This is a genomic window from Streptomyces sp. NPDC046727 (genome assembly GCF_040645635.1).
Taxonomy (GTDB): Bacteria; Actinomycetota; Actinomycetes; order Streptomycetales; family Streptomycetaceae; genus Streptomyces.
The window spans coordinates 37455-55081 of sequence record NZ_JBEYYR010000032.1 but is presented as its reverse complement, the minus strand read 5'-3'; the positions used below and the strand labels follow the sequence as shown (position 1 = coordinate 55081).

13 protein-coding genes and 4 pseudogenes are annotated in these 17627 nt (G+C 71.8%); 6 read left to right on the top strand and 11 right to left on the bottom strand.

The features are described 5' to 3' along the window. Positions 1 to 74: 74 nt before the first annotated feature. Positions 75 to 2264: an MMPL family transporter gene (locus ABZ937_RS31420; protein ID WP_361696731.1), complete on the bottom strand. Its 2190-nt coding sequence runs from the start codon at positions 2262 to 2264 to the stop codon at positions 75 to 77. 368 nt (positions 2265 to 2632) lie between these two features. On the opposite strand from ABZ937_RS31420, the gene ABZ937_RS31415 reads away from it, so the two are divergent. Both ABZ937_RS31415 and ABZ937_RS31410 read left to right on the top strand, forming a co-directional pair. Beyond that, positions 2633 to 3454 (top strand): DUF1684 domain-containing protein, encoded by an 822-nt coding sequence (locus ABZ937_RS31415; RefSeq protein ID WP_361696730.1) that lies wholly within the window; start codon positions 2633 to 2635, stop codon positions 3452 to 3454. A gap of 75 nt (positions 3455 to 3529) precedes the next feature. Next, positions 3530 to 3676, top strand: a pseudogene (locus tag ABZ937_RS31410) (alpha/beta hydrolase); the annotation flags it as partial. A 319-nt stretch (positions 3677 to 3995) separates the two neighbouring features. On the opposite strand, the gene ABZ937_RS31405 reads toward ABZ937_RS31410, so the two are convergent. Together ABZ937_RS31405 and ABZ937_RS31400 are read right to left on the bottom strand one after the other, a co-directional pair. Then, positions 3996 to 4658, bottom strand: a complete 663-nt coding sequence (locus ABZ937_RS31405; protein WP_361696729.1) for a ScbR family autoregulator-binding transcription factor — start codon at positions 4656 to 4658, stop codon at positions 3996 to 3998. A 113-nt stretch (positions 4659 to 4771) separates the two neighbouring features. Further along, positions 4772 to 5116: pseudogene (locus ABZ937_RS31400) on the bottom strand (MerR family transcriptional regulator); the annotation flags it as partial. 50 nt (positions 5117 to 5166) lie between these two features. Between ABZ937_RS31400 and ABZ937_RS31395 the strand changes: the two are divergent. Then, the gene (locus ABZ937_RS31395; protein ID WP_361696728.1) at positions 5167 to 5598 is read left to right on the top strand and encodes a PPOX class F420-dependent oxidoreductase; all 432 of its coding nucleotides are present in this window, start codon (positions 5167 to 5169) and stop codon (positions 5596 to 5598) included. On the opposite strand, the gene ABZ937_RS31390 is transcribed toward ABZ937_RS31395, so the two are convergent. Next, positions 5555 to 6250, bottom strand: a complete 696-nt coding sequence (locus ABZ937_RS31390; protein ID WP_361696727.1) for an aminotransferase class III-fold pyridoxal phosphate-dependent enzyme — start codon at positions 6248 to 6250, stop codon at positions 5555 to 5557. The two genes, ABZ937_RS31395 and ABZ937_RS31390, sit on opposite strands and share 44 nt — an antisense overlap. 201 nt (positions 6251 to 6451) lie before the next feature. Continuing rightward, entirely contained in the window at positions 6452 to 7417 is a 966-nt protein-coding gene (locus ABZ937_RS31385; RefSeq protein WP_361696800.1) for a hypothetical protein, read from the bottom strand. Here ABZ937_RS31385 and ABZ937_RS31380 point away from each other — a divergent pair. Further along, positions 7368 to 7760 (top strand): annotated as a pseudogene (locus ABZ937_RS31380) (hypothetical protein); the annotation flags it as partial. The gene ABZ937_RS31385 and the pseudogene ABZ937_RS31380 overlap by 50 nt on opposite strands. Positions 7761 to 7780: 20 nt before the next feature. Here the strand turns inward: ABZ937_RS31380 and ABZ937_RS31375 are convergent. Then, the gene (locus ABZ937_RS31375; RefSeq protein ID WP_361696726.1) at positions 7781 to 8398 is read right to left on the bottom strand and encodes a sigma-70 family RNA polymerase sigma factor; all 618 of its coding nucleotides are present in this window, start codon (positions 8396 to 8398) and stop codon (positions 7781 to 7783) included. A gap of 271 nt (positions 8399 to 8669) precedes the next feature. Beyond that, positions 8670 to 9344, bottom strand: coding sequence for a hypothetical protein (locus tag ABZ937_RS31370; RefSeq protein WP_361696725.1), 675 nt, complete (start codon positions 9342 to 9344; stop codon positions 8670 to 8672). A gap of 145 nt (positions 9345 to 9489) precedes the next feature. Here ABZ937_RS31370 and ABZ937_RS31365 point away from each other — a divergent pair. Beyond that, positions 9490 to 9868 (top strand): annotated as a pseudogene (locus tag ABZ937_RS31365) (NAD-dependent epimerase/dehydratase family protein); the annotation flags it as partial. Positions 9869 to 9924: 56 nt separating this feature from the next. On the opposite strand, the gene ABZ937_RS31360 reads toward ABZ937_RS31365, so the two are convergent. From ABZ937_RS31360 to ABZ937_RS31350, 3 genes are all read right to left on the bottom strand, one after another. Beyond that, positions 9925 to 11637 carry an LCP family protein gene (locus tag ABZ937_RS31360; RefSeq protein WP_361696724.1) on the bottom strand — a complete coding sequence of 571 codons (1713 nt, stop codon included), beginning with the start codon at positions 11635 to 11637 and terminating at the stop codon, positions 9925 to 9927. Positions 11638 to 11769: 132 nt separating this feature from the next. Then, complete coding sequence (locus ABZ937_RS31355) at positions 11770 to 12717, bottom strand: urea transporter (RefSeq protein WP_361696723.1); 948 nt, start codon at positions 12715 to 12717, stop codon at positions 11770 to 11772. A 177-nt stretch (positions 12718 to 12894) separates the two neighbouring features. Continuing rightward, a complete protein-coding gene (locus tag ABZ937_RS31350) occupies positions 12895 to 14175 on the bottom strand; it encodes a hypothetical protein (RefSeq protein ID WP_361696722.1) in 1281 nt (426 codons plus the stop codon). A 395-nt stretch (positions 14176 to 14570) separates the two neighbouring features. Between ABZ937_RS31350 and ABZ937_RS31345 the strand changes: the two genes are divergently transcribed. Beyond that, positions 14571 to 15044, top strand: a complete 474-nt coding sequence (locus ABZ937_RS31345) for a GreA/GreB family elongation factor (protein WP_361696721.1) — start codon at positions 14571 to 14573, stop codon at positions 15042 to 15044. Positions 15045 to 15087: 43 nt separating this feature from the next. On the opposite strand, the gene ABZ937_RS31340 is transcribed toward ABZ937_RS31345, so the two are convergent. After that, positions 15088 to 17601 (bottom strand): ATP-dependent Clp protease ATP-binding subunit, encoded by a 2514-nt coding sequence (locus tag ABZ937_RS31340; RefSeq protein ID WP_361696720.1) that lies wholly within the window; start codon positions 17599 to 17601, stop codon positions 15088 to 15090. Between the last annotated feature and the right edge of the window lie 26 nt (positions 17602 to 17627).

Here is a 17627-nt window from a genome sequence, read left to right as displayed (position 1 = left end):
GGGCCGCACGGGGCAGCGAACAGTCCCGCCGGGCCGCGCGGCCCGGCAGGACTCGTCGATCACACCGTCTGCGGCTAGCCGCGGCGCCCGGCGGGATCGTGGGCGGTGCTGTCGCGGTCCTCGTCGCCCAGGGCGGGGCCGGAGTTGCGCGTCGCTGCGCCGCCGGCCGGCGCCTTGGCCTGGTCGCCGTGGCCCGGCCACCAGGCAGCGTGGCCGATCAGGGCCGTGAGGCTCGGGGTGAAGAACATCGCCATGACGAACGCGGCCACCGCGATGCCGAAGGAGACCGCGAAGCCCATCTCCATGAGCAGCGAGTTGCCCGCCAGCATCATCGTGGCGAAGGTCGCCGCCAGGATGAAGCCCGCCGCGGCCACGGTCGGCCCGGCGTGCCGGAGCGCCATGCCGGCGGCCTCGCGCGGTTCCCGGCCCTCGCGGGCCTCCTCACGCAGCCGGGCGATCATGAGGATGTTGTAGTCGGTGCCGATCGCGACCACGAAGAGATACATGATCACCGGCAGCATGAACATCAGACCCGAGTGGCCCTGACCCTCCTGGAAGATCCACACGGTGGCACCGAGGGTGGCACCGAAACCGAGACCCACGGAGGCCATCAGGTACCAGGGCGCGACCACACTGCGCAGCAGCAGACCCAGGATGACCATGATCAGGATGGCGGCGACGGGGAACACGGTCCGGTAGTCGTGGTTGACCGCCGCGTTGATGTCCTTGTAGATCGAGGACATGCCGCCGACCACGGCTTCGGTGCCGCCCGGCGCCGCGGAGTGCGCGACGTCGCGGACCCGGCCCACGGCGTCGATCGCCTTGTCCGTCGACGCCTCGTACTTGAGCGTGACGGTGAAGTCCGCGGTGGTGCCTTCCTTGTTCACCTGGGTCATCCGGGCGCTCGCCACGCCGTCCACGGCGCCCAGCTTCCGCGCGTACGCGTCGAAGGCGGACTTGTCGAGCGGCTTGCCGTCGGCGGTGGACAGGTAGACGTCGGTGGGTGCCGCGGCGCCCGCCGAGTACGCCTTCTGCATCTCGTCCTGGACGACCATGGACTCCTTGGTCTTGGGCATGGAGCCGGACGCCAGGTCGAAGGTCGCCTTGTAGCCGAGGGTGCCGACCGACAGGACGAGCAGGACGAGGCCCGAGACGACCGCCGTGAGCGCCGGGCGGCGCTGGACACTCCGGCCGAGGGCGGCGAACCGGGCGTTCTCCGGCTCGTTCTGCCAGGACTTCGAGGGCCAGAAGACCTTCGGTCCGATGAGCGAGACCACGGCGGGGATCAGGGTCAGGCCCGCGATCAGGGTGGCGGCGACCGCGATGGCGAGCGCCGGGCCCATCTGCTTCAGGAAGCCCAGCGTGGACAGCACCAGGGCGAGGAACGCGATGATGACCGCGCCGGCCGCGGAGGCGATGGCCTCGCCCACCCGGTCGACGGCGTTGATCATGGCCTGCTTGGGTTCGTCGCCGGCCCGCAGGGCTTCTCGATAACGGAATATCAGGAACAGGAAGTAGTCCGTGCCCACGCCGAAGAGCACGACGATCAAGATGGACGAGATCGAGCTGTTGGCCTGGAGGTCGAACAGCTTGGTGGCGTAGGAGATCAGCCCGTTGGCGACGGCGGACACCAGGCCGATCAGCAACAGGGGCAGTACGGCGAGGATCGGCGCCCGGAAGATGATCAGCAGCGTCACCAAGATGATTACAAAGGTGCCGATGCCGATCAACGCCTGGCCGCGCTTGGACGAGTCCTCTTGGTCGAGCGCCTGCGCGGCGGAACCGCCGAGCTTGACGTCGAGATCCGTGCCCTTGGCCAGCTTCTTGGCCTCGTCACGCAACACCTTGGCGGCGTCGGCCTGTTTGGGCTGGCCCGCGTTCTTGCTGTCCATCTGCACCAGGGTCAGGGCGTATTTGCCGTCCTTGGACGGCTGGCCGGGGACGACCTTCTGCACCTGGTCGATGTGCTTCTTGCCCAGCTCCGTGCTGATCCGGGCGACATCCTTCTGGTCGGCGGCGGTGAGCTTGCCGCCGTCGGTGCGCTGGTAGAGCGCGATCGCGGACGGGGTGAAGGCGCTGGGGAACGCCTTCTCCTGCAACTCCGCCGCTTTGATGGACTCATAACTCTTGGGTAGAAAACTGCTCTCGTCACTGTTCGAGGGCAGGCTCGGGGCGGTGGCGACAATCGCCACCGCGGCGATCAGCCACGCCACAATCGTCCAAACGGGATGACGGACGACGGTGGCGCCTATTCGTCGGAACATGCGGAGGGTCCTCCTGAGAAGGAAGATCACCGCAGCCCGGGGAGCGGTCCCTGGCATCGGCGACCCCGACCGGCACGCATGGAACATGCCAGTCGCATGGTTGTCTTGACCTCACATCCTAGTGACAGGGCCCGCACTTCTTCGCATCAGTTATGCGTGCCCCGGACCGGACGGGCAAACCCCGCCATTTTTCCGGACAATTCCGATGTCGGACGGTGAACGACACGCAAACGGCCGGCACTTCACGGGCGGGCGACTGAAACATACGTGTAACCGGAATCCTCCGGGTGGGCGGGATGAACATGCCGTATGCGGTCGTTGGAAGAAATGCGGAACCCAACCGGCAGCGCGGCATCGAGGGAGCGGACATGACCGTCCAGAACATCGCCCGGGTCGACTTCGTCAAGGAGTGGGAGGAGTGGCACCGGGTCAAGGAGGAGACGCTGGCCGGGCCGCACGGCTTTCTCGCGATCACCGGCCTGCACTGGCTGAGCCCCGACCCCGCCCGCTTCGAGGACGCACCCGGCGCCTGGTCCGCCACCGCAGAAGGCGTCGTGGTCGAACTGGCCGAGGGCGAGGAACTGATCGTGGACGGCACGGTGGTACGCGGCCGGTACACGTTCGGGTCCATCCCCGAGCGGGACAGCCGGTACGCCGACTGGGGCGACGCCCGCCTCGAAGTCGCCCGGCGCGGCGGCCACGACATCCTGCGGCCCCGCCACCCCGGCAACGCGCTGCGCACCTCGTTCCGGTACACGCCCGCCTACGCCCCGGACCCGCGCTGGGTCGTCACCGGCCGTTTCCTGCCCTTCGAGGAGCCGCGGCCGGTCACGGTCGGCGCCGCCGTGGAGGGGCTGGAGCACGTCTACGACTCCCCCGGCCAGGTCGAGTTCGAGCTGGCCGGGGCCCGGCACCGCCTGACCGCGTTCAACGGCAAGGCACCCGGCGGGCTCATGGTGCTGTTCACCGACAGCACCTCGGGTGTGACGACGTACGCCGCGAACCGTTCCCTGCAGGTCGCCGCGCCCGGTCCCGACGGGACGGTCACGCTCGACTTCAACCGTGCCGTCAACCTGCCGTGCGCCTACACCGACCTGGCGACCTGCCCGCTGCCGCCCGTCGAGAACCGGCTGCCGGTCCCGATCGAGGCGGGCGAGCGGATCCCGCTGGAGCGCGGCGGGCAACCCTGACCCCGGGCCGACACTGGCTGCCCGGCCCGCTTGCCCCGTCCTTGTCCGGCTGGTCTGTCGTGACCGGGGCGGGCGGCCGTCGTCGAGCAGTTGGGGCTGCACCGGCCCGTCCTGGCCGGCCAGTCGCCGGGCGGCCATACGGCGATGCTCACGGCCGCCGCCCACCCCGGGCTGGTCCGCGCGCCCGTCCTCGTCGAGGCCGCGCCCGGCGATCCTGATCCTCGAACAGCCCGATGTGCTTCACGGTCTGCTGGAGGCGTTCCTCACGGATCTCGCCTGGCCCCGCCCCAGGCGCCGGTCGTGGCTAGGCCCTGCCCGCGAAGAGGGTCTCGTCCCGCTCCCGGTCGGTCATCGTGGGCTGCGTCTTTCCGGTGGGAGGGGTCGTACGGACGACGGTGATGATGCCTCGCTCAGCAAGGTGCATGACCGCCTCGGCGGTCGCGTCGTAAACCGTCCCAGCGGTTTGATACGGGCCGACACGTGTGCCTGTCGTGCCGCGTGGGAAGCGGCTGTGCGGGGGAATCGGACGCGGCGGTCGGTGTCAGCCGGCGACGCCGGCGAGGGCCGCCGAGTTCTGCTGGACCTCGGCGATCACGCGCGCGCCGCGGTCCGGAGCGGTGTCGAGCCGGACCAGGACGGCCGGGGCCGCGATCGCGGGGAGGAGGTGGTCGTACAGCTCCGCCATGCGGTCGTCCAGGTCGGCCCAGCCGGCCACGGCCTGGGAGACGAACTGCACGCCGATCCAGGCGCCGAGGAAGACCTGGGCGGTCTCCTCGGGCACGACGTGCGGGAGCACCTCGCCGCGTGCCTTGGCCTCCGTCAGGACGCACGAGGTCAGCCGGGCCCAGGCCGGCCAGGCGCTGCCGAGGACGTCGTGGCCCTGGAGGTCGGCCGAGAGGCGGACACCGGCGAGGAGTATGGGTTCCTGGGGCAGCCGCTTGGCCAGGGTCATGCCCGCGTCCACCCATTCCTGCAGCTTCAGTTCCCGGGGCAGGTGGTACTCGGTCCGCATCTGTTCCTGGAGCACGCCGCGGGCGAGGGCTTCCTTCGAGTCGAAGTGGAAGTACAGGGCGCCCTTGGTCACCCCGGCCCGCTTGAGGATCTCGGCGATGGTGGCGGCGGCGTATCCGCGCTCCGCGAAGACGGCGGCGGCGGCTTCCAGAACAGCGCGTCGGGTCCGGACAGCTCGCTCCTGCTGAGCCACGGACCCTCCCCCAGCTGAAAATTAAACCAAACAGCTCGTACCATACCGCACGGAAGGTCAGCGAGACGGGGAGGAAGCCGCCGGGGCGGTGTTCCGGTCGCCCGACGCGGCGGTTCGGCCGTGGTGAGGTAGCCGTGGAGGGCCCGGCGGGAGCGCTGGGGGGTGTCGATGCGCTCGTCCAGGCCGCCGAGGCGGGTGCGCAGCAGGTCGAGGAGTTCCGGGCAGGGTTCGAGATCGGGTCCCGTGCCGGTCGCGCAGGGCAGGGCGTAGGCGATCTCCTCGGTGGAGAGCCCGGCGTGCAGCAGCTTCCTGATCTGGGTCACGACGAGCACGGCGTCCTCGGCGTACTCGCGGTAGCCGCTGCGGCCACGCGCCGGTTGCAGCAGTCCCTGGGACTCGTAGTAGCGCAGCAGATGCGCGGCGACCCCGGTCCGTCGGCTCAACTCCCCGATCAGCACGTCCGGTCCTCCTTGACCTTCATACCGGTGTGAATGTTGATGATGCTGCCATGACCGTTGCACCGTTCGATCCCCGTGCCCTGCTCGCCGAGAGCCGTCTCGGTGTCCTCGCCACCCTCAAGGCGGACGGGCGCCCGCAGCTCTCCCCCGTCATGCCGTACTACGACCGCGACGCGAACGTCATCTACGTCTCGACCAACGACGGCACGGCCAAGACGGCCAACCTGCACCGGGACCCGCGCGCCACGCTGGAGGTGACCGGCCCGGACGGCATGACCTGGGCCACCGCCGAGGGCATCGCCAGGCTCACCGGTCCGGGCACCGACCCGTACGGCCCCGAGGCCGAGGCGCTGGTGGAGTACTACCGGATCGCCGCCGGGGAGCACCCCGACTGGGACGAGTACCGGTCGGTCATGGTCTCGGACCGCCGGGTCCTCATCACGATGTCGGTCGACCACGTGTACGGCGCCGACATCCGCTGACCGGTCTCCCGCCCTCGGCAAACCCCCGTCCCGGGGGCGGGACACCGCCGTTCGGGGACGGCTCAGCCGTGCAGGAGCGTCTCGCCGTCGTGGTCGGCCAGGACGGTGATGAGCGCGCGCAGGGCCTTCTCCGTGCGGTCGATCTCGGTGTCGGTGAGCCGGACTGGTCGTGGAACTCCAGGCCCGCCATCAGACCCCGGCCGCGGACGTCCTTGACGACCGTGCCGTACTCCTTGCGCAGGCCCTCCAGCATGGCGAGCAGCCGGTTGCCGCGCTCCTCGGCGAGCCGGTACGCCCGGCCGCCGTCCGCCTCCAGCAGCGCCACGGTACGGCCGGCGATCAGCGTGGAGAAGCTGTCCTTGGCGTAGGTGGAGCTGTGCACCAGCTCGAACTCCTTGCGGTACCGCGAGGTGCGCACCAGCGTCATCGCGGCCTTGGCGACCCCGCCGCCCAGGCTCTTGGCCAGGGTGAAGTAGTCGCCCTGGAGGCCGGGATGAGAGGCGGCGAAGAACGCGCCGGACCGGCCCATGCCGCTCTGCACCTCGTCCACGACGATGGGGCAGTCCGCCCGGGCGCACTCCTCCTGTACCCGGCGCACGGCCTCCCGGTCGAGGACCCTGATGCCGGCCTCGCCCTGGATGGGCTCCAGCACGAAGGCCGAAGACCGGCATGGTGCGCTCGACGATCCGGAGGCGGCCGTTCTCGACGGCGAGGTCGAGCAGGGTCCGCCGCTCCCGCTCGAACACCTCGCGCAGTTCCTCCGGCCGGTCCAGCGGGACGAACCGGCACTGGGCGGCCGGCGCGCTGAACGGCGTGCGGTAGCCGACGTTGTGGGTGAACTGCACGCTGCCCATCAGCTTGCCGTGGAACGAGCCCTCGGGCGCCAGGAACACCGGGGGCGTGGCCCTGCGTTCGTCGTTGGCGTGGCGCAGGGCCGCCACCAGCCGCTCGAAGCCGGCCTCGTCCAGGGCGCCGGCGCCCGCCTCGAAGCCCGGCACGGCCGAGGTGCCGTCGACGGCGGCGGCGCCGGCAGCCCGCCGACCCGCCAGTCGGGCCCGGAGCCGGCGCGGTGGTAGGTGATGGCCGGCTCGGTGATACGGCGCGTGCTGTCGCAGACCCGGATCTCGCCGGCCGGAGTCAGGGAGAGCAGTGTGTGGCAGTCGTCCACCAAGGTGCCGTTGACCGACGGGGGTATGCCGCCGGGGCCGGGCTGGTAGCGCACCAGCGCCTCGCCGGTGACGACCGCGACCTGCACGTCCGCCCCGCGCCCCGGCAGGCAGGGGTCGGCCGGGCCGGGCACCATGCTCAGCCGGTCGCGGATGGACAGGGCGGCGTGCACCGCCCGTTCGGCGTCGTCCTCGGCGGCCCGGGGTACGCCGAACAGCGCCAGCCACACCGACCCGATCGAGGCGGCCACGGTGCCGCCGAGGCATTTGACGTCCTCGCGGATCGTCGCGGCCATGCTCTCGACCGCCTCGTCGATCGTCTCGGGGTCGATGTCCGCGCGGTCGGGGCTGAGTTGGGCCCGGACGATGAGCACGCTGACGTTCTTGCGCTCGGCGACCATGGTGCGCAGGCCGGCACCCGGCGGGACGGCCGGCGCCGCCTCGGGCCGACGGGTTTCGACGCCGGGGCCTTCAGGAGACCCGGTACGGCGGTCGGGCCGCTCCTCGGGAACGGCGACCGGCTCGGCCGGACGCGTCCTGGCGTCAGGGGCGGGACGCCCGGCCCGGTCGGCGCTGTCCCGGGGGGAGTTGTCGCCGGGTGTCGCGGTGGTGTTCCTGGTGCTGATGGGCGGCGCGCTCGGGCCGGTGTTCATGGCCGCCCAGCACGCGATGCTGCACTGCGCCCCGGGCCGCACGGACATCGCCCTCGCGGCCGACTCCGGTTCCTACAACGCCGGTATCGCGGCGGGCGCCGCGCTCGGCGGGCTGCTCCTGCCGCTCTCCGGAGCGCGGGGCGTGTTCCTCGCCGGCGGACTGCTGACCGTCGGGGCGTGTGCGGTGCTGCTGCTCGGCGGGCGCCTGCCGCGTCCTCGGCCGGTGTCCGCGGATTCCGTCACCGGCCCCGCCGCCGCAGCCGTCCGCCGGAGTCCGCCCGGTACGAGGGCCGCCGTACCGCTCCCCGCACCCGGTCACCGCCCGGATCGCTCCGAGCGGTGACCAGGTGCGGGTGGTGTGCCTCAGGCCGCCAGCTCCGCGCTCGGCCGCTCCGCCGCGTCGAGCAGGCCGATCAGGGTCGCCCGGGCGCGGGCCACGCGGGAGCGGACCGTGCCGATGGGGCAGTCGCTGACCTCGGCCGCCTCGGCGTACGGCAGGCCGAGCAGTTGGGTGAGGACGAACGCCTCCCGGCGCTCGTCCGGCAGAACGGCCAGCAGGTCCAGCAGGGCGATGCCGTCGTCGAATCCGGGCAGGCCCTGCGGCTGGGCCGACTCGACCGCCAGCTGCCAGTCCGCGGTGTCGGACAGCCGGGGGCGGGCGGCCGCGTGCCGGTAGCTGTCGATCACCGCGCGGCGGGCGATGGACAGCAGCCAGGCGCGCGCCGAGGAGCGGCCCTCGAAGCGGTGCAGGCTGCCGAGGGCGCGCAGGAAGGTGTCCTGGGCGAGGTCGTCGACGGCCTGGGGGTCGGTGCAGAGGTGGGCGACATAGCGCTGGACGTCGCGGTGCAGGGCACGGACGAAGTGCTCGACCGCGTCCGCGTCGCCGCCCCGGGCGGCCAGCGCCCACGCGGTTATCGACTCGTCGGCGGTGACCGCCTGGTCGGATGCGGTCCGTGCTGCGGGCAGGACAGGAGTGATCACCTGGTGTCCTTCTCGGGTCAACCGTGACCGGACCGGGGCGCGCCTGGGCGCGGACGGTCCGGTGAGAGTGAGGAGACGGCCCTACGACGCACGGACGGGCAGCGCGACGGCACACCGGTAGAGGGGTGAGACGGCGCCCTGGCATGGGGGTGCCACGCCATGACGACGCCTCGGTACAGGAGTGCTATGGCATGGCTGCGCTGCGGCACGTGCGTGGACGTACGGCCGTGGACCGAGGCGCACAGGGGCGGCCTCGGTGTACCGGCTGTCTTCAGACGACAGCGGTCCCCACGGGCGGCCCGCGCGAGGTGATCGCGTGGATGAGGAGGGCGAGCCCCGGCGCCCGGTCCGAGCGGGGCCGGGGCGGGCGGAGGTCCGGGCGGTCGGCGGCGACGGGCAGGGCCAGCAGCAGCCGCAGCGGCGCGGCCAGCCATCCGGCCACGGCCCGCAGGATGCGGAAGGCGGCGCGCTCGCCGTACGCCAGCCACAGCCCGGTGAGGAGCGCGGCCAGCAGGTGGGCGGCGAGCATCCCGGACGACGACCAGCCGCCGCCGTCCATGGAGTGCCCCATGTGCCCCATGTCCATGGCGTCCATGGGCATCGATCCCCTGCCCATGCCGCCCATGTCCATCCCGCTCATGTCCATCGACATGCCCGTGTGCCGTGTCGGCGGGGGCGCGGGGTGGGCGGAGGCGGACTGGGCGAGGGAGAACGCCGAGTGCAGTGCGGCCTGGGTGGCGACCACGAGCGGGACGATCAGTGCCGGCCCCCGCTCCCGGGCGGTCAGGCACCAGCCGACGCCGCCGGTCGCGGCCAGTCCGGTGACCAGCGCCCACGCGGGGACGTCGCTGCCGGACATCAGGACGTGGCCCAGGGCGGCGAGTACGACACAGACGGCCGCGAACACCGCGGCCCGTACTGTGCGCACACCCCACCCTGCTGTCATGGCGTCCCATCCTCGCATCCCGGCCCCGGCCGCCGTGAGGAGGTACGGAAGTCACCCTCGCGGCACTCAACGGTCCCGCAGCCGTGACGTTCTGGCGAGCAGGCTCCGCTCCCACCCGCTCGCGGGCCGGGTCCGGGCCGGGGCGCTGGACGGTGCCGACGCCGTCGTGCACCTGGCCGGTGCCGGCGTCGGGGACAGACGCTGGACCGCGGCCTACCGGCGGGAGATCCGCGAGAGCCGGGTGCGGGGCACCGAGGACCTCACGCGGGCCTGCGCCGAGTCCTCCGGCGGGCCGCGCGACCTGGTGTCCGCCTCCGCGACCGGCTACTACGGCGAACGGACGAGAGCGCGGCGCCCGGGGACGGCTTCCTCGCCTCGGTCTGCGCCGACTGGAGGCCGCGGCCGAGCCGGCGCGGCAGGCGGGCGTCCGGGTGGTGCATCCGCGCACGGGTCTGGTGGTGTCGGCCGCAGGCGGTGCCTTCGGGCGCCTGCTCCCGCTGTTCCGCCTCGGCCTGGGCGGCCGTCGGCTCGGGCACCAGTTACTGGCCCTGACCTCTACAGCCCGTCGACCCGGGCCGGCTCACTCGTCGGAGTCGGGCTTGCTCCGTGCCGCCGCGTACGCCTGGGCCGGTGTCATGGAGACGCCGTCGAGCATGACCGTCTCGTAGGGGCTCACCTTGGCGCAGGTCTTGGCCTCGTCGGCGGTGGTGGCGTGGGCACCTCCGACGGCGGCCTTGGTGTCGGCGGGCGCGGGCGAGGCCGTGGGGGTGCGATAGCTGCTGCCGCTGGGCCAATCGCCGCCGATCACCAGGGTCAGGCCGCTGCCGGTGCCCCGCTTCAGGCGTGAGGCGGGCAGGCCGAGCGCCTTGGCGACCGTCCGGGCCGCGGCCTTCCGTCCGGTGCCGTAGGTGAGGGTCGTGGTGCCGGCGAGGCTCGGGGCGTTGGCCGTGGTCGTGGCGGAGCTGAAGCCCTGGCCGGTGAGGGCGGTCGCGACGGCGGAGGCGCGGCCGGTGATGCCGGTGCCGTTCTCCACCGTCACGGCGATCTCGGAGGCGGGCACGGCGGGGGCGGTGGCCGTGGCCTTGGCGGTCGCGGAGGCCGCCGCGGACTTCTTGCCGGAACCGGTGGTCAGCGGCTGGTCGTCGGCGATGGTGGAGAACAGGGCCTTCGCGCCCGTACCCACCACCACACGGTCCTTGTCGGCCGGGTCGGGGGCGGTCTGCATCGTCGTGAAGGTGATCCGCTTGGTGGGCACCTTGTTCACGTCGTCCGCGAGCGAGATGAGCTTGTTGACGCTGCCGAGGCCGTCGTCCACGGTGAGTGCCTTGGTGGCGGCGTCGGCGAGCTTGTAGACCGCGGTGGGGTCGGTGAGCGTGCCCGCGCTCTTGAACTTGCGGATCATCGCGCTGAGGAAGATGTGCTGCGAGATCGTACGGCCGAGGTCGCTGCCGTCGCCGAAGCCGTGCCGGGACCGCACGAACTCCAGGGCGGCGACTCCCTTGAGGGTGTGGGTGCCCTTGGAGAGTTTCAGATGCGAGTAGGTGTCGTAGACGTCGTCGCTGACGCACACGGAGACGCCGCCGACCGCGTCGGACATCTTCACCACGCCGGAGAAGTCGAGCTTGACGAAGTGGTCGATGGGTATGCCGGTGAGCTGGTGGACGGTGGCCACCTGGCATGCGGGGCCGTACTGGAGCGCGCTGTTGATCTGGCCGTAGTAGCCGGACGTGGACTGGCCGCTCTTACTGTCCTCGCAGGCCGGGACCTTGGTCATGGTGTCGCGGGGGATGCTCATCACGGTGGCGTTGGAGCGGTCCGCGGATATGTGCAGCACCATCTGCACGTCCGCGTTGCTGCCGGTCTGCACGCCGGTCGTCGAGCAGCCGCCGCCGAGCTTGCAGTCCGTCTTGCTGGTACGGCCGTCCGAGCCCATGACCAGGATGTTGATGGGGGTGCGGCCGAAGGCGTCGGCCTTCTCCGTGCCCCCCTTGCCGTCCAGCGCGACGCTGTGGATGTTGCCGTTCAGGTGCTCGTAGAACCACCAGCCCGCGCCGGCGGTGACCACGACGATGGCGGACAGGCAGATTCCGGTGATCTTCAGCAGCCGCCTGCCGCGCCGCGCCGGACGGGCCCGGCGGAGCCGGTTGCCGCCGCGCGCCCGCGACGCCGCGCGGGCCGCGCCCCGGCCGCCCGGGCGAGGCGTCTCGTCCGGCTCGGCCGTGCGCTGAACGGGCATCCGCGTGCCGCGGCTGCGCGTGGCCTGACCGGCCGGCCCGTCCCACGGGTCGCTCATCTCCCACTCCCCTGAACGGTCGGGCCTGCGCCACGTCGGTTGCGTGGTTGCGCAATCTAACAAACACCTGGCCCGAAGAGCGCGGATGCATACCCGATTCACAGGTGGGGCCGGGGGTGCGCTTGTCGCCGCCTAGGCGGCCGGCGCCGGGGCGCCGGACCGGTGTGCAGGGCCTTCGCCGGTCAGCCGGGGGAAGGAGCGGGCGGCGGTCAGGAAGCCGAGGGTCGTCAGCACGAACGGCCAGGTGAACGCGTGTCCGCCGGACGGGGCGAGCAGATGGGCGACGGCCGGGGTCACGGCGGTCGCCGTCGCCGCGCCGAGCAGGGCGTACAGCAGCGTGGCCGGGGCCGCCGCCAGGAACACACCGCACAGGGCGAGGGCGACGAGTACCGCGTTGTAGCCCAGCGTGCCGTCGGCGATCCGGGCCGACGGCGCACCGAGCGCCCAGGCGGTGAGGATGCCGGTCGCACTGCCGGCGACGGCCACCAGCCCCGCCGTCCGGCTCGCCAGGAACAGCCCCACGAGCAGCAGCGCGCCGACGTACCACTCGTCCAGGAAGAAGACCTGGGACACATTGCGGAAGAACGCCCGCCACAGGTCGCCGGGGCGCAGGGCGGTCGAGCCGGTGGCGGCGCGGGGCAGCGCGGCGAGGCTGTCGCCGTACGGCCAGATCCGCCGGAAGGCGGGCGCGGCGACCGTGACCGCGCTCGCCAGCAGGCAGTACGGCAGGGTCAGCGGCGGCAGCCGCCACACACGCAGCAGCCGGACCACGGCGGCGGTGGCGACCGCCGTCACGACGCAGCCCGCGGCGGCGAGCAGCGCCGTGGACAGCCGGCCCGCGTCCAGGAACACCGCGAAACACAGAGCCAGGAGGCAGGAGTTGAAGCCCTCAAGGCCCGCCTCCACCCGGTCCCCGGCCACGTGCAGCAGCCGTGCGGTACCGGTGCCGAGGGCGGCGCCGCCCAGGGCGTAGGCGCCGTACCGCCAGTCGGCCGTGGCGAGGGCGAGACAGAAGACGGCGCCCGTCCGCGCGTCGGCCAGGAACATCACCTGGGCCGGGCCGCGCAACAGACACGGCACCAGGCCCGCACCGCGCCCCCGACGCCACCACCGGACACCGTCCGACCGCCGCACGTCCCGCCCCCTTCGCCCGATGCCCCTGCCGATTTCCACATTGCGGCACGCATCTTCCGGCATACGATACTGCCTGCCGAAGTCAGGATCCGGGGGTGGCTCCCGGCACTGCCGGGAGCGCGGTCACTTCCCGGTGCCCCGGCGGCGTACGGCCACCAGCACCAGTCCGCCGAGCACCGTGGCGCCCGCCGCGGCGGCGGCCATGAGCGGCATGCCGTCGCTACCGGTTCTCGCGAGGGTGCCGCCGGTCGCGGTGCCCGAAGCGGACGTCGTCGATGCGGTGTCCGCCGATCCGGACGTGCCCGTCGCACCGGACGTACCCGTGGTGCCGGTGCCGCCGGTCGTGCCCGTCGTGCCGGTGCCGCCGGTCGACTGGCCGTGCGGGTCGTTGCCCTGGCCCTCCGTGCCGGAGCCGCCGCTGCCCGAGTCCCCGCCGGTGGTGGTCGAGCCGGTCGTCGTGCCCCCGGAAGTGCTCGTGCCCGGCTCGTCGCCGCCGGTCACGTCGACGGCGAGGTAGGCCGTGTCGTTCGCCGGGTTCTTGTCGAACTCGGGGTGGATGCCGTACACCGAGCTGGCCTTCACCTCGCCCTTGGTGCTCTTCGCCGTCTTCCCGATCTCCAGGACGAAGGTGTAGTCGAGGTACTGGTCCACGTCGATGGTGTGGTTGCCGGGCCAGCAGACGTACCGCGCATGGCCCGGCTCCGACGGCCCGGTCGGCCCGTCGATCCCGAACGGCTCGCAGTCCTCGGGCACCTCCTTGGCGACGGTTCCGGCCGGGATCCGCACCAGCAGGGCCGGCTGGTCGTCGCTCTCCTGGTTCTGGATCCAGCCGGGGCCGTCGTTGCGCAGCGTCGCGGTGACGGTCACCCGGCTGCCGGGCGCGCCCTCCGCCAGGTCGCCCTCCGCCGCCAGGTCCGCCGTGCTGTCCGCGGTCAGGGCGAGCCGCCGGTAGCTGTCGTCGAACCCCTCCCCCGGCGCATCGCCGGTGCGGCTCGTGCCGTACTCGACGGCCTCCATCAGGGCCTGGGGCAGGGCCTTGAACCGTACCGGCGTGGTGATCGAGGCGCCGGGCTGGATGACCGTGTCCAGCTCGCACAGCGCCTGCCGGACGTGGTCGGCGATGGTCGAGTAGGTGCAGCCGGCGACCTGCTGAGGGAAGTCGAGGCCGCGGGTCAGCCGGACCCGGAAGGTGAGGCCGTCGGCGGGTGCCGTGCCCTTGTTGGTGACGGTGACGGAGTTGTCGTAGACCTCGCCCGGCTTCGGGGAGGCGGCCGGCAGAGCGGAGATCACCAGGTCGGGAGCGAGATCGTCGGCGTGCGCCACGGGAACGGCGAAGGCGGGAATGCCGATGCCGATCGCTGCGGCGGCCACGGCTGCCGCCGTGGAACGGAGGGGTGCGCGCACGGTGGATCTCCTCGTCGTCATGCACATCTGATGGCACATCGGTGGACAGAAAGTGCGACGACCAGGCCGTGTCGGCCTGGTCGTCATGTGCTTGACACGCGAGGGGACCCAGAGGTTGTAGGGGTCTCAAACCCAACGGCGGCCGAACCGGCGTCAGGACTGTGGGCGGCGGCCGTGGTTCGCGGCGTGCTTGCGGCGCGACTTCTTCTTCCGGCGTCGCTTCGAGGACATGGGACCTCCACGGGGACACAGACGGAGCGCAACCGGCTCCGTGGACGATGAAGAAATGGACATAAGAACCCTATCTCTGCATTTCCGTCCACTCCACCGCAGGCCATGAGAGTATCCAGTCCCCTTATGTTGCGAATTGCCGGACTCTCAGAGGAGTACACACCATGACCGGTGATCCGGAGCCGATCAGCACCCAGGCCCGTCGAGCGCTGGAGCAGGAGCTGGCCGACCTGCGGGACGAACGCCGGCTGGTCGCCGGAACGCTCCGGGACGCCACCTCGGTGGGCGACCAGGCCGACCAGGCGGACGAGTTGCGGCGCGCCGATCAGCTGGAACGCCTGGACCGTCGTATCGAGGACATCACCGTACGGCTGCGCCAGGCGGACGAGGCCGGCCCCGCCCCCACCGACGTCGCCGGGGTGGGTAGCACGGTCACCGTCCGCTTCTCGGACGGCGAGACGGAGACCCTGCAGATCGGCGAGGTCACCGAGGCGCTGGACGAGACGCTCGTCACCGCCGACAGCCCGCTCGGGCGCGCGCTGCTGGGCCGCCGGTCCGGGGACACCGTCCACTACAACACCCCGGACGGGCCGGAGACGGCGGTCGTGGTGTCGATCGGCGCGCCTCAGTCGCAGTGACGGGTCGGCTCCATACTGACGGCGTCCTCACGGCAGGGTCGGCTCAGGCGCCGGAGGCGGACGGGGCTCCGGAGCCGTTCTTGCGTACGACGCAGTGCAGCGAGTCGTGCTGCACATCGGCGACGATGGTGTCGCCGGGGCCGGCCTCGCCGCTGAGCAGCAGGGTGGCGATGCGGTTGTCGAGTTCCGCCTGGATGGTGCGGCGCAGCGGCCGGGCGCCGAACTCCGGCTGGTGACCGTGGGCGATGAGCAGCTTCTTGGCCGCTTCCGTGACCTCCAGGCTCATCCCCTGGGCGTGCACCCGGCGCTTGCTCTGGTCCAGCAGATGGTCCACGATCCGGCTCAGGTCGTCCTCGGACAGGCCGTGGAAGATGATGATGTCGTCGATCCGGTTGAGGAACTCCGGCAGGAACCGGCCGCGCAGGTCGTCCATCAACGCGTCCTTGAGCTCGGACACATCACCCTTGTGGTCCAGGATGCGGTGGGCGCCGATGTTGGACGTCATGATGACGACGCAGTGCCGGAAGTCGACGGTGCGGCCCTGGGAGTCGGTGAGCCGTCCGTCGTCCAGGATCTGCAGCAGCGTGTTGAAGACGTCCGGGTGGGCCTTCTCCACCTCGTCGAAGAGGACCACGCTGTAGGGCTGGCGGCGGACCTTCTCGGTGAGCTGGCCCGCCTCCTCGTAGCCGACGTATCCGGGAGGCGCGCCGACCAGCCGGGCGACGGTGTGCTTCTCCTGGAACTCGCTCATGTCGAAGCGGATCATGCGGTCCTCCTCGCCGAACAGCAACGCGGCGAGGGTCTTGGCGAGTTCGGTCTTGCCGACACCCGTCGGGCCGAGGAAGAGGAAGGATCCCACGGGACGGTTCGGGTCGCCCATGCCGGCGCGGTTGCGGCGTACGGCCTGGGAGACCGCGGTGACCGCCTCGTCCTGGCCGACGATTCTCGCGTGCATCTCCTCTTCGAGCCGAAGCAGCTTCTCCTTCTCGCCGGCGGTGAGCCGGGAGACCGGGATGCCGGTGCGGCGGGAGACGACGTCGGCGATGTCGGAGGCCGTGACGGAGACGACGCCCTCGCGGCGCTCCTCGATACCGGCGAGTTCGCCCTCCGCTTCGGCGATCTCCCGCTTCAGCTCCGAGGCCTTCTCGAAGTCCTCGGCGGACACGGCCTGTTCGAGTTCCCGCCGGAGTTTGGCGATACGGTCCTCGCGGCTGACGACCTCGGTGGAACGACCGGCGCTGCGCAGCCTCACCCGGGCGCCGGCCTGGTCCATCACGTCGATCGCCTTGTCGGGCAGGAAGCGGTCGCTGATGTAGCGGTCGGACAGCTCGGCGGCAGCCGCCAACGCCCCGTCCTCGAAGCGGACCTGATGGTGTGCCTCGTAGGCGTCGCGCAGCCCTTCGAGGATCTGCACCGTCTCCTCGACCGTGGGTTCCGGGACCATGACGGGCTGGAACCGGCGTTCCAGGGCGGCGTCCTTCTCGACGTACTTGCGGTACTCGTCGATGGTCGTGGCGCCCACGACACGGAGTTCTCCGCGCGCGAGGGCGGGCTTGAGGATGTTGCCCGCGTCCATCGAGCCCTCGCCGGTGGCGCCGGCGCCGACGACCGTGTGCAGTTCGTCGATGAAGAGGACGATGTCACCGCCGGCTGCCTGGACGTCCTCGATGACCTTCTTCAGCCGCTCCTCGAACTGCCCGCGGTACTGGGCGCCCGCCACCATGCCCGACAGGTCCAGCGAGACGACCCGCTTGTCCTTCAGGGTGTCCGGGACCTCGCCCGCCACGATGCGCTGGGCCAGTCCCTCCACGATGGCGGTCTTGCCGACTCCGGGTTCGCCGATCAGCACGGGGTTGTTCTTGGAGCGCCGCGAGAGGATCTCGACGGTCTGCTCGATCTCCTCGGCCCGCCCGACCACCGGGTCGAGCTTGCCGGCCTTCGCCTCCTCCGTGAGGTCGCGGCCGTACTCGTCCAGGGTCGTGGTCGGCTTCTTCCGCTCGGCGGGGGCCGCCTCGGCGCGCGGCGCCGTCTGTTCGGTGAGGCCCGCGAGGCGCCCGGTGTCCAGGCCTTCGGCCCGCAGCAGCCGGGCGGCACCCGTGTCGCTGTCGCCGATCAGGGCGCCGAGAATGTGCTCCGGGCCGATGTAGGACACGCCCGCCGCCTGGGACCGGACGTAGGCGGCGCCGAGCGTGCGCTTGGCCGCCGGGGTGAGTCCCGGCTGCGCGGAGGGCTCGCCGGACTCGCGGGGCAGGACCTTGCCCAGCTCGGCGGCGAGCCTGTCGGGGTCGACGCCCACCTGCGAGAGCAGCCGGCGCGACGGGTCGACCTGGGTGGCCGCCCAGAGCAGGTGTTCGGTGTCGAGGTCGGAGGTGCCGTCCTCGGCGGCTCGCCGGGCGGCCAGATGGAGCAGTCGCTGTGACGATTCCGTCAGCAGCCGTCCGATGGGTACGCGCTGCACCGCGGGCGGCGATGACGCCGGTGACATTCCGAAGAAACGATTCAGCAACTCACTGAAAGGGTCCGACGAACCGAACGGTGCACCGAACGACATCGACATGGCAGCTCCAGGCGCGCGAGGGGGCA